A 12,311-nucleotide genomic window follows, 5' to 3' on the forward strand; every position below is an offset into this window, starting at 1 on the left:
TAGTGGAACAGGCATCTTGCCTGTTCAATTTTTCGGTATTAGCAACGGGCAAGATGCCCGTTCCACAAAATATTGGAACTCTAGTGGAACAGGCATCTTGCCTGTTCAATTTTTCGGTATTAGCAACGGGCAAGATGCCCGTTCCACAAAATATTGGAACTCTAGTGGAACAGGCATCTTGCCTGTTCAATTTTTCGGTATTAGCAACGGGCAAGATGCCCGTTCCACAAAATATTGGAACTCTAGTGGAACAGGCATCTTGCCTGTTATGGAGAATGAAGCCAGCCAAAAACATTAAACTTTTCCCGTGCGAAAAACTCTACCAATTACCTCTTCAATTGGCGGATCAGTAACAGTCAAATCTATCACTTCCAACTCCGCCAAAATCTTCGCCACACTCACCGTCAACTCTTCCCTTTTCACCAAAAACCGCACCGATTGTCCCTCAATAGATTCTACCTCCCCGTAAGCAAAAGCACTATCTTTGGCCAGCGGCTTAGCTAATTTTACCTGAACTTCCCGATAAGGTGCAAACCTATCCAGCAATCCGTCTAAACTGCCATCATAAACTAATTGCCCTTCATGGATTAACAAAACGCGCTTGCACAAAGCAGTAATGTCCGCCATGTAATGACTCGTCAACAGCACCGTTGCTTGATAGCGCTCGTTATATTCTCGCAGAAACTGCCTGACGCTAAACTGTGCGTTTATATCCAAACCTAAAGTCGGTTCATCTAAAAATAATACCTCCGGCTGGTGCAGCAGGGCTGCCATCAATTCAGCTTTCATCCGTTCGCCTAAAGAAAGCTTTCGTACCGGCTGATTTAACTTGCCTTCTAGTGACAGCATCTCTGTTAATTCTCCGACTCGCCGTCGATAATCTGCATCGGGAATGCCGTAGACAGCGGCATTGATTCGCAGAGAGTCAAGCACTGGTAAATCCCAAATTAACTGCTGTTTCTGCCCCATCACTAAGGTAATTTTTTGCAGAAAATCTGCTTCCCGACGGAAAGGAGTACGATCGCACACACTCACCGTACCCGCAGACGGATAAATCAAACCCGTCAGCATTTTCAGCGTAGTAGTTTTGCCCGCACCGTTAGCACCTAGAAACCCCACGACTTCCCCCGGTTCAATACTGAAAGAAATGCCCTCAACTGCTTTGATATTGCGGTAAGTGCGACTAAAAAAGTGCCGCACTGTGCCTTTAAGTCCCGGTTCTTTAATCGCTACCGGATAAACTTTGCTCAAGTCTTCAACTACGATAATTGGCATCGGCTCAAATTTTAACTTTTATTTTAATCTAGGATCTTTCCATCAGGCTTGTGCCAAGATGGAGCGATCGAGCTGTCTAGTAGGGTGCGCCAGCGATTGCTCGATCGCGAGTGAGGAAGTAACTGTGTTCTGGCGCACCCTAATAAGCTGTAGAATATTGCACAATATCCATGCTCACATCGCACCAAGTTTACAAATATGGTACTCACCCCAGATAATTCAGGCATCTCTCGTTTGGTAGGAGATAATTCTCCTGAAAATATTACACTTGCACCAGGACAACTTGCTAGTTTTTCTGGGGGACTTTGGATGCTGGGTGGCAATGATACTGTCAGGGGCTCGTCAGATGCAGAACGGATTTTCGGCAACGATGGTAAAGACAGTCTTTTAGGCGGTGTCGGCAATGATTCTATTTACGCGGGCAAAGATGATGACGATGTTTTGGGAGAAACTGGCGACGATTTCTTGACAGGAGATAGAAATAGCGATTTCCTTAATGGGGGTGCGGGAAATGATTTCCTGCGAGGTGGACGAGGTGTTGATTTGTTAGTTGGCGGTGATGGCAATGATACTTTAATTGGCGACATAGAGGTGGATATTTACCAAGGTGGTGCAGGGAGCGATGTATTTGTTCTGAGAGTCGATCAAGCGGGAAGCAGAGTAGTTGGAATTGAAGTTTCTGACGCGGTAATTGTGGATTTTGATAAGTCTAGCGATTCGATTGGAATTAGTGTGGCATTTACGAGCAGCAATATCTCCTTGGAAGAGGTAAGTTATAGCTTGAACGATCCGAGACTGCTGCTGATCGATCCTGCAACTATAACCGGGGGAACGAGTTTGTTAGCCAAGGGTGGCATCTCGCGGCAAAGTCTCGATCCCGATGGCAACGGCCGTGTGGAAGCTACTAATATTAGATTTGGTTTTACTAATGCTTTGTTGGGTACTGTTTTGAATGTGACCCCAGCCGATTTAAACGGCCGTTTTATTAGTGCTAATTCTTTGCTTTGAAGCAGCTAATTGATTAATTATATCTCAAGAACGGGCTCTCCGGCCCGTTCCACAAAAAAAACTCAGTTTTTGTGGAACAGGCATCTTGCCTGTTCTTCAGTTGCCCTTTGCCATTGCCCACTGCATCAAACCGGGGAACAACCGATAAGCTTCCGATGCCAAAAAAGCAGGGCCGACGGTAACTTCTGCACGCTGATTTTTCACAGCATCCCAGATAGCTTTAGCAATATCTTCCGGCTGAGTTGCCCACTCAGATTTCAGCATTTTGCTCATTTGCTGACGGCGTAATTCGACTGCAGGTTCGTCTCGATCGCGAAATTGAGCTCTTTCTAAAAAATCGCTATTAATCAAGCCCGGATGCACGGCGCAAACGTGAATACCTTGAGGCGCTAATTCCAATCGCAAACTTTCTGTTAAACCGGTTACTGCATATTTGCTGGCACAATAAGCAGTCATTTGAGGCAAAGGCATTTTACCACCTATGGAACCAACATTGACAATTGTCCCTGTTTTTCGTTCCAAAAAATGTGGCAACATTTCTTGAATTGTGTTAACGCATCCCCAAAAATTGGTATTCATTAATTGCTGCCAGTCTTCGGAGGTAGTGTGCTCGATCGCCCCCGTGAGACAAATGCCAGCATTGTTAACTAAAACATCGATGTTGCCGCAGGTATCTAGAGCTTTTTGGACGATCGCGCGCACTTGGTGAATGTCGCCGACATCCCCCGGAATAGCTACCGCAGAAGTGCCTTCTCGCTGCACTTGAGCCGCTGCTGCTGCCAATCTCTCTGGCTGGCGAGCTACCATCACTACATCGTAACCTTTACTTGCAAATAAAATTGCTGTTGCTTTGCCACTTCCTTGAGAAGCGCCTGTAATCAAAACTGTAGGAGCCATAGATAGTTATAAATTGTAAGTGGGTAATTAGTTTTTTGCGATATTGAAACTATAACAGAGGTCAGGTAATTTTAGACGCGCTCTACATTTAGAAGTATTGAGTATAGGATTTTTTTTTGTTTCGCGATCGGGCTTTGTTTAACGAACCGCTTTCGGCGCGTTAGCGAAGCGGCGCGTTAGCGCTAGGACACGAAGGAAGAGAGGAGAGGAGAGGAGAAGAAGAGAATAGAAATTATTCATAATTTGTGCGAAAATTGCTTTGTAAATTTTCGCAATGCCCAATGCCCTGTTTGGCCAATGCCCTGTTTGGCCAATGCCCAATGCCTAAAAAATGAATCTTCCGAAACAAACGCCTAATTGGTCGATCGCCCTAGTGTTAATTATTGGGGTTTTAGCCGTCTCAACTTCCTCAATCTTAATTCGGCTGGCTAACTTGAAAGCAGGGGCGGGCGGTTTGGGTTTCAGTCTGGTACTCGCGGCATCTCGTCTGACTTTATCTGCTTTAATTCTGCTTCCGGCTTGGCGGAAAATTCAGTGGAACGCCCTGCAACCGGGAGCTCGGCGCTATGCTGCTGCTGCGGGTTTGTGTCTCGCCCTGCATTTTGCTCTCTGGATTACCTCACTTTCTTATACTTCGATCGCCGCCTCGACTGCTCTCGTCACCACTAATCCTGTCTGGGTAGCGCTTTTGTCGCGCTTCTGGTTCGGCGAAAAACTCAGCAAAATGTCGATCGCTGGCATTACTATAGCCCTGACTGGGGGAATGGCGATCGCTGTGGGAAGTGCGGGCGCAGCTAATGCTGGCAGCAGCCAACTGCTTGGCGATTTCCTGGCTCTGGCTGGTTCCTGGGCTGTTAGCTTGTATTTGCTGCTGGGCCGGGAAGCTCAGCGGCGGGGACTGGGAATTGGTGGCTATATCGCGATCGCCTATACTGTTGCTGCGATCGTCCTGCTGCCTCTCCCCTTCGCCTTCGGCACTACTTATACTAATTACCCCGACATTGTATATTTTTATATTTTGTTAACGGCTGCTTTGCCTCAGTTAGTCGGCCACACCATTTTGAACTGGGCCGTAATGCAGATTTCCCCAACTCTGGTAACTCTTGCCATCTTGTTTGAACCGGTTGGGGCGAGTTGGTTGGGTTATTTGCTGTTTGGGGAAGTGCCGGCGCCGGCGGTACTCGCAGGTGCTGCGGTGCTGCTGTTGGGGGTAGCGGTTGCTACCGTCGGAGCCAAAAAAATTACTGTCAACAGTTAAGAGTTAACAGTTTTCGACATTGCCACTACACTTGCCGTGAGTCAGATTGACACTCCCCTGGCTGAAGCCGAGGGGATTCTTAATTCAGCGACTGACCTTAAAATGTTCTGTCCTCACGGCAATACTTAAACTTTTCAACCGTGGAGTACCACCAATTGACGAGTCCAATTCAGAAACACTCTCTTGGGATCTATCTCCAAAAGCGTACTAGAATATTTATCTAGAGTTTGGGTATGCCCTACCCTACTTAACAATTCGAGCGTAGAAAAGTTTATGTTTGCTGGATTGAAACCTACATTTTCGGTTTCGGCTGTAAGGAGTGTTTTCGCCGCACTTTGTCCCCCAGTTCATGCCTAAAAGTGTGTCTCATGTCCTGTTTCACTTCGGACAAAGGAGTTTAACCTTGACTGTCTTAGTCTACCATATTGTTCTGCCTTGTCCAACTTTTTAATAATTTTTTTTGAATTAAAAAGATTGGATTTTAGATTCAGGATTGAGGTAAAGAGAACAGGCAAGATAAATCCTGCAACGCCCTTTCATCCCCGGACTGAAGTCACGGGGTTTTCCGGGTATTGCTTATCAAACAAATTAGGGCTTAAAAACCCCAATAACTCATCAGTGAAATATCGATTCCCAACTATCAAAGATCTGAGTAATGACTAATAATACTCGGCTGCCTTTAGGAGAATAAAATTATGCTGCCAGAACAACTACAGCGGATCATCGGCTACTTTACCGAAGAAGCCACAGAACAGATCCAAATTATCGAACAAGGCTTGCAAAATCTGCAAAACACCGTGCCAGATCCCCAAAGAATACACCAGCTCATCCGAGCCTCGCACTCGATTAAAGGGGGAGCAGCTATGCTCGGATTTAGCAGCATTCAGCGCATTGCTCATCGGTTGGAGGACTATTTAAAGCTGCTCAGAGAATGTCCGATCGCCATTGATAGCAGGCTACAATCGCTCTTAACCGAAGTTTTTGATATTTTAGCAGCCCTCGTGTCCAAGGTTTCTAAGGGTTTTGGGCTCAACCACGAAGACGCAAACCAAATGCTCTCCCTCGCCGAACCGGTTTTTGACGAACTCGACGCTTACCTGAGATTGCGAATTCCCACTCGCCTGACTGTGAGAGCTACTACGGACGAACATATTCACGTTTTCTCCGGTTACTGCACCTCCATGAGCGAATTTTCCTCGGCTATTGCTTCGCGCGTCGGTTTGCTCGGAGGCACTATTACCCGCCACGATCACGATAGCCAGGGCATACGCCTTTGTATTGACATTTACCTGCCGCCTTACACTAGGATCGAAAACATCCGCCAGGCTGTCGAACTTTCCGGCGCTATTATCGGGACTGTTCAGACGCAGCGCGACTTTTCGCTGCTGGCGACTGCGGATTATCCGCTTTACCAAAGTGCGATCGAACCTCCCGCAATTTGCATCGGATGCCGCTACTATTACGGCAGAAGCGATGGCGGCTACCTGCTCAACTGCACGATCCATCCCCGCGGCCCGGAAGCAGAAGATTGTCGCGATCGCGAACCGGAATAACCGCTGAAAACTCAGCCCTCGGAAGCACGATTTGTCTCCCGAAAAACTCTTCTGAAACCCATATTTTCCCTGATTTTTTTCACATTACCCCCTGCCAATTTTTTTGAGTGGCTAGATAACTAGATCGGTCTCTCTTAGACAACTACATCCTTCTTCCTTCTGAAATATCCCCTAACAACGGATACCGCAACTCGAATTAATTGCATCATGCTTGCAGGATGAGCGATCGCCCAGACATTGATTGTCAGACAAGTGATTGCCATAACTAGCAAGATGTATGTCGGAGGCATTACTACTCCGATCGCGAACCAGGTAAAAACGTGAAATATCATTGCTGTAGCCCAAAGGCTGGCGACAACGACAGACGCCCAAACTTGTATTCGAGGTCGGTTTAGTCCTATCAAAATCGCTGTCTGCAAAGTAGTCAGCAAGTTTGCCGGAACTAAGAAGGCACAGATAGCTATGCAGTGGGTATGAGAAAATTCAGTAACTGTATTGAAGTCGATCATCAGTCTAATTGTCGGGCCTGTTGGGTATACTTAAAGAGCTTAGCGTGACTTGACTTTCAGATCTTGTCACCCTTACTTTAACTTAATATTTCAGTAATTAGGCCGCTCTGGAGACGCATTTCTCTCCCCCTTTTCCAGCAGGCAAAATTTTACCACAAATATTAAAGTTTTGGGAAATTATTAAACATACTGGAAGAATGGCAACAATTGCTATGATAATTAACATCGGGAAGCGATAGTATAGAAGAGCCAAGTCGGGAAAATTTCTAGAAGGCTGAGGCTGCTAGAACAGCAACACATACGGCAGGCTGATTTTCGACTCAATCATTTTTGATGCGCTGATTCTCGGATGATTGATTCTCAGTGTCCGTCCAGGGATCGAGCCATTATGCGATCGAACAATATGAGATTATTATGGAAAAGCCAATTTGCTATCAAATCTCAAATCATTAGAACCCTCTCGAAATTTTACAGCGGAAGACAAAGCAAATGGATCAACAAATCACAATTCCCGCACTCGAAGAAGTTGACTTGACAAACTGCGACAGAGAACCCATTCACCTATCGGGGCACATTCAGCCACACGGGGTGCTACTTGTTGTACGAGAACCTGAACTAGAAATAGTCCAAGTCAGCGAAAATACGCAAGATTTGTTAGGAATTGATGCAGAAAGTGCGATCGGTAAAAATTTGAGCTTATTATTCAATCGAGTTCAATTAAAAAAACTCAAGCTTTGTTTGCTTAATGAAAACTTAAAAACCGTTAATCCCATTAAACTCACTGTTGTCAAAAACGCAGGTAAATATTTAGAATTTGACTGCATACTTCACCGAGTAGAAGAAGTATTGATGGTCGAATTAGAATTAGCCACCAACCCAGAAAATCTTTCTGTTTTTAGTTTTTATCATTCAGTGAGAGCCACGGTCAGCAAAATTCAAAGCGCCCAAACTCTCAAAAAATTATCTCAAATAACTGTAGAAGAAGTCAGAAAAATATCTGGTTTTGATCGAGTTATGCTCTATCAATTTGACCACGAAGGCAACGGCGCTGTGATCGCTGAAGACAAAGCAGAAAATCTAAGTCCTTTCTTGGGATTAAACTACCCTAGTTCAGATATTCCCAAACAAGCCAGACAACTGTATGCATTAAATTGGCTGAGGTTAATCCCAGATATTAATTATCAACCCGTCCCTCTTGTTTCAGGAAACAATGCTGTTACCCCCCAGCCCCTAGACCTGAGTTTCAGCGTGTTGAGAAGCGTTTCTCCCATTCACATAGAATACCTGCAAAATATGGGCGTTGCAGCTTCGATGTCAATTTCATTAATCAAAGACAAAAAACTGTGGGGATTGATTGCTTGCCACAACTATACACCAAAATACCTCAACTATGAATTGCGCGCGGCCTGCGAATTTATCGGGCAAGTAATGTCCTTAGAACTGCAATCAAAAGAAGGAAACGAAGACTACGACTACAAACTACACTTAAAATCAATTCAAACCAAGATTTTTGAAGACATATCCACGTCCGAAAACCTGTCAGAAGTGTTAGTTAAATGTCAGCATAATTTGCTAGAAGCAGTCAACGCCCAGGGAGCCACAATAGTATTTGGAGACAATTGCTATCAAGTAGGGCAAACACCTCAAGGAGAAGCGCTCAAATACTTAACTAATTGGGTGCAAGAGCATTTAAATAAAGAAATATTTTATACAGACTCGCTGACCAAATGCTATCCAGAAGCTGAGGAATTTAAAGACACGGCCAGCGGGTGTTTGGCCATAGCAATATCGCCGACTCAGAAAATATACGTTTTGTGGTTTCGCCCGGAAGTAATTAAGACTGTAAATTGGGCGGGCAACCCCAACAAACCAGTTGAAACCGATGAAGATGGCAACCCTCGACTGTCTCCTCGGAAATCCTTCGAGCTGTGGAAAGAAAATGTGAGGTACAAATCGTTGCCTTGGAAACAATGCGAAATAGACGCTGCATTGGAACTGAAAAAAGCAATGATTAATATAGTGCTGTGTCAAGTCGATAAACTCGAAAAATTAAATACAGCACTAGAAGCCTCAGTCGCCAGAGAACGGGAAAAAACTGCTAATTTAAAAACAGCAATGTCCGAGCTGAAGCGGGCGCAAACTCAATTGGTGCAAAGCGAAAGAATGTCAAGTTTGGGACAGTTGGTGGCGGCAGTAGCTTATGAAGTCACTAACCCGATTAACTTCATCTACGGCAATCTTAGCTATGCTAATGAATACAGTCACAAAATGATCGATTTATTGCAGCTTTACGCTCAGCAATATCCATCGCCTTCGCCAGAAATTCAAGCACAAATAGAAATAGCAGAATTAGAGTTCATAGTTGAAGACTTACCGAAGTTGCTGGGTTCAATGAAAGTAGGAGCTAACCGCATCCGCGAGATAGTTCAGTCGCTGCGAAATTTCTCTAGAATTGACGAAGCAGAAATTAAACCAGTTGACATTCACGACGGATTGGATAGCGCTTTGTTGATTTTGAGTAATCGACTCAAACCGAAGCCCGATCGCCCCGCAATTCATCTCATCAAAGAATATGGTTCTCTGCCTTTGGTTGAGTGTTACGCAGTTCAAATCAATCAAGTATTTATGAATGTACTGACAAATGCAATTGATGCTCTCGAAGATGCCTTTATCAACAATAATTTATCGTCGCACGGCGGGGACAAAGAAGAGCCAGTTAAATACGGACAAATTCGGATCGTGACTGAACTTTGTCCCCGAGAAAAAGCCGTAGCAGTTCGGATCAAGGACAACGGTTGGGGCATGGAAGAAAAAGTTCGCCAGAAAATTTTTGAGCCGTTTTTTACCACAAAACAGGTGGGCAAAGGTGCGGGGATAGGTTTGGCGATTAGCCACGAAATTGCGGTAGAACAACACGGTGGCAAATTGACTTGCATTTCAGCCCCCGGAGAGGGAACCGAGTTGATTATTGAGATTCCCTTGAGCCAAACTCATCCCACACCCATTGTCAAGTAAACAAAGTCCGCGCTAGCGAAGCTATCCCGAAGGTAGGGAATCTACAAAATTCAAAAATCGAAAATTCGATTAAAATACAAAAGCAGCTAAGTAGATTTGAGCCAATTCAGAGGAAGCGACTGTGACTGAAAAAAATACCGCCCAATGGGATGTCGGCAGATTTGTCAAAACCTTGGCTTATTTCGGCGTCATTCCCTTCATTGGCAGCATTAGCTGGCTGCAACAACTCTTGGGAAGCAGCAGCAAAACTAAAAAAGACCAACCCAAACTGATACTGGTAGCCGGTGCTACCGGCGGCGTCGGGAAACGAGTTGTTAAGCGGCTGCAACAGCGGGGATATAGAGTGCGAGCCCTCGTCAGAGATGCTAAAAGAGCAACAGAAATTCTCGGCAATAATGTGGAATTAGTCGAAGGAGATATCACTCTGCCAGAGACGCTAACACCGCTAGTAACCGAGGGTGTGGAAGCAGTTATCTGCTGCACCGGCACCAAAGTTCAACCAGTAGAAGGAGACACCCCAACCAGGGAAAAATACTATCAAGGCATCAAATTTTATATGCCGGAAGTTGTCGATGTTCCCGAAATAGTCGAATACAAAGGCCTTAATAATTTAGTCCAAGCCGTTCGCCGCCAGCTAATTCAACCAGGCGACAAAACAATTTTTGACTTCACAAAACCCAGCCAAGATTTAAAAGAAACTTGGGGGGCCCTGGACGACATCGTGATGGGCGGCACTAGCGAAAGTTCGATCCGGCTGACAGACAATACAGCTATATTCACAGGCAATGTTTCTACTGCCAACTCGGGTGGCTTTGCGTCGGTGCGTACCCGCAACTTTGATCCTCCGCTCAATCTCACAGGATTTAGCGGCCTCCACCTGCGCGTCAAAGGAGACGGCAAGCGCTACAAATTGATTGTTCGCAACGAAGCTAAATGGGATGGAATTGGCTATTGCTATTCGTTTGATACTGTTTACAATACCTGGATTACTATCACCGTTCCTTTTGATGAGTTAATTCCAGTATTCCGCGCGAAAACTGTTAAGGATGGCTCTAAATTTGAGGGCAGCAGTATTTTTTCTTTTCAGTTAATGTTGAGCAAGTTTGAATATGACGGCGCGCTCAACCCGAAATTTACACCGGGTATTTTTCAACTGGAGTTAGAATCTATTAAAGCTTATGGGGGACAGACTTTGCCGCGATTTGTGATGGTGAGTTCGGCAGGAGTTACCCGTCCTGGCCGACCGGGAATTAACTTGGAAGAAGAACCGCCGGCAGTCAGGATGAATGATATGTTGGGGGGGATTTTGACTTGGAAGTTGAAAGGGGAAGATTGCGTGCGATCGAGCGGCATACCTTATACTGTTGTCAGACCTTGCGCTTTGACAGAAGAAGCGGGAGGCAAAGCTTTAATATTTGAGCAAGGAGACAATATTAGGGGCAAAGTCAGTCGGGAAGATATTGCAGAATTGTGCGTGGAGGCTTTGGAACAACCGCAAGCTTGCAACGTTACTTTTGAGGTGAAAGAGGGGGAAAATGGCAGTTCTCCCGGAGACTGGCAGGGTTTGTTTTCGGGAGTTAAATAACAATTGTTTGTAGAGGCTGATTAGTTTGTTACCCCTTGATTACTCGGCGGTTGAAACCGCGTCTACACAAACGAAGTCTGCCTCCGCAGACTAAGAAATAACTGGTTCCTAGGCTCAGCCTGGGAACCAGTTATAACCAATAACTAATAACTAATAACTAATAATTAATTTATGTCTGTTACTTTTTCCCGACGAAAACTGACTCCTTATTTGTTTTTGCTTCCGGCTTTATTTATTTTGAGTTTGACTGTTTTGTGGCCGGCAGTGCAAGCTTTTTATTTGAGTTTTACCAATTACGAATATGATTTAACTCAAATGCCGCAGTGGGTGGGGTTGAAGAATTTTTACAGGTTGTGGGGCGATCGCACATTTTGGCAAACTTTGACGAATACGCTGCTGTATATCACCTGCGTTGTGCCTGTATTGGTTGTTCTACCGTTGGGAATGGCGATTTTGTGCAACCAAAAACTTAAGGGGATGAACTGGTTTCGAGCCGCATACTACACGCCGGCGGTGATTTCAATGGTTGTCGCCGGGATTGCTTGGAAGTGGCTGTTTGCTGAGACTGGACTGCTGAATCAGTTGGGGGAATTGTTGGGTTTACCTCCTGTTTCTTGGCTGGCTAATCCGAAGTTAGCAATCTTTAGCGTCATGGCAGTTACTATCTGGAAAGGATTGGGCTATTACATGGTAATTTATTTGGCAGGGCTGCAAGCTATTCCGGCAGAACTTTATGAGGCGGCTGCTATTGATGGTTCTGATGGTTTGGGAAAGCACTGGGATATTACTGTGCCCCTGATGAAGCCTTATTTAGTTTTGGTAGCAGTGATTTCGGCGATTTCTGCTACTAAGGTTTTTGAAGAAGTTTATATTATGACTCAGGGCGGGCCTCGCAATAGTTCTAAGACTGTTGTTTATTATCTTTACGAACGGGCTTTTAAGGATTTGGAAATTGGCTATGCTTGTACGATCGGGCTGGTTTTGTTTTTGCTAATTTTGGGTTTGTCGATTTTGCAAGTTAGTCTTCAGGGTTTGACTCGCAATGATTAAGATTGGTGACTGATTAGGAGTGACTGAGATATTGCACCATTCTCATCTCAAGAACAGGCAAGATGCCTGTTCCACAATACATCACATCTCAAGAACAGGCAAGATGCCTGTTCCACAATACATCACATCTCAAGAACAGGCAAGATGCCTGTTCCACAATA

General features: G+C 45.1%; 9 protein-coding genes and 1 pseudogene. 7 read left to right on the forward strand and 3 right to left on the reverse strand.

Annotated elements, in window-relative coordinates; all coding sequences use genetic code 11:
- Positions 1–298: pseudogene (locus tag QUB10_RS30135) on the forward strand (hypothetical protein); the annotation flags it as partial.
- Here QUB10_RS30135 and QUB10_RS30140 read toward each other — a convergent pair.
- Positions 295–1,275, reverse strand: coding sequence for an ATP-binding cassette domain-containing protein (locus QUB10_RS30140; RefSeq protein WP_333206865.1), 981 nt, complete (start codon positions 1,273–1,275; stop codon positions 295–297). The pseudogene QUB10_RS30135 and the gene QUB10_RS30140 sit on opposite strands and share 4 nt — an antisense overlap.
- Before the next feature lie 198 nt (positions 1,276–1,473).
- Here QUB10_RS30140 and QUB10_RS30145 point away from each other — a divergent pair, with 198 nt between their 5' ends.
- Entirely contained in the window at positions 1,474–2,283 is an 810-nt protein-coding gene (locus QUB10_RS30145) for a calcium-binding protein (RefSeq protein ID WP_333206866.1), read from the forward strand.
- 96 nt (positions 2,284–2,379) lie between these two features.
- Here the strand turns inward: QUB10_RS30145 and QUB10_RS30150 are convergent, their stop codons facing one another.
- Complete coding sequence (locus tag QUB10_RS30150) at positions 2,380–3,180, reverse strand: SDR family oxidoreductase (RefSeq protein ID WP_333206867.1); 801 nt, start codon at positions 3,178–3,180, stop codon at positions 2,380–2,382.
- Positions 3,181–3,511: 331 nt separating this feature from the next.
- Here QUB10_RS30150 and QUB10_RS30155 point away from each other — a divergent pair, with 331 nt between their 5' ends.
- Together QUB10_RS30155 and QUB10_RS30160 are read left to right on the forward strand one after the other, a co-directional pair.
- Positions 3,512–4,438, forward strand: a complete 927-nt coding sequence (locus QUB10_RS30155; protein ID WP_333206868.1) for a DMT family transporter — start codon at positions 3,512–3,514, stop codon at positions 4,436–4,438.
- A gap of 695 nt (positions 4,439–5,133) precedes the next feature.
- Positions 5,134–5,991: an Hpt domain-containing protein gene (locus QUB10_RS30160; RefSeq protein WP_333206869.1), complete on the forward strand. Its 858-nt coding sequence runs from the start codon at positions 5,134–5,136 to the stop codon at positions 5,989–5,991.
- Between the two features lie 134 nt (positions 5,992–6,125).
- Here QUB10_RS30160 and QUB10_RS30165 read toward each other — a convergent pair whose 3' ends face one another.
- The gene (locus QUB10_RS30165; protein WP_333206870.1) at positions 6,126–6,500 is read right to left on the reverse strand and encodes a hypothetical protein; all 375 of its coding nucleotides are present in this window, start codon (positions 6,498–6,500) and stop codon (positions 6,126–6,128) included.
- A 489-nt stretch (positions 6,501–6,989) separates the two neighbouring features.
- Here QUB10_RS30165 and QUB10_RS30170 point away from each other — a divergent pair, with 489 nt between their 5' ends.
- The 3 genes from QUB10_RS30170 (at position 6,990) to QUB10_RS30180 (ending at position 12,150) form a co-directional block, all read left to right on the forward strand.
- Positions 6,990–9,515 (forward strand): ATP-binding protein, encoded by a 2,526-nt coding sequence (locus tag QUB10_RS30170; protein ID WP_333206871.1) that lies wholly within the window; start codon positions 6,990–6,992, stop codon positions 9,513–9,515.
- A 121-nt stretch (positions 9,516–9,636) separates the two neighbouring features.
- Entirely contained in the window at positions 9,637–11,100 is a 1,464-nt protein-coding gene (locus QUB10_RS30175; RefSeq protein ID WP_333206872.1) for a CIA30 family protein, read from the forward strand.
- A gap of 171 nt (positions 11,101–11,271) precedes the next feature.
- Positions 11,272–12,150 carry a sugar ABC transporter permease gene (locus QUB10_RS30180; protein WP_333206873.1) on the forward strand — a complete coding sequence of 293 codons (879 nt, stop codon included), beginning with the start codon at positions 11,272–11,274 and terminating at the stop codon, positions 12,148–12,150.
- Positions 12,151–12,311 lie beyond the last annotated feature (161 nt).

It is taken from the genome of Microcoleus sp. B5-D4 (assembly GCF_036705145.1).
Classification (GTDB): domain Bacteria; phylum Cyanobacteriota; class Cyanobacteriia; order Cyanobacteriales; family Microcoleaceae; genus Microcoleus.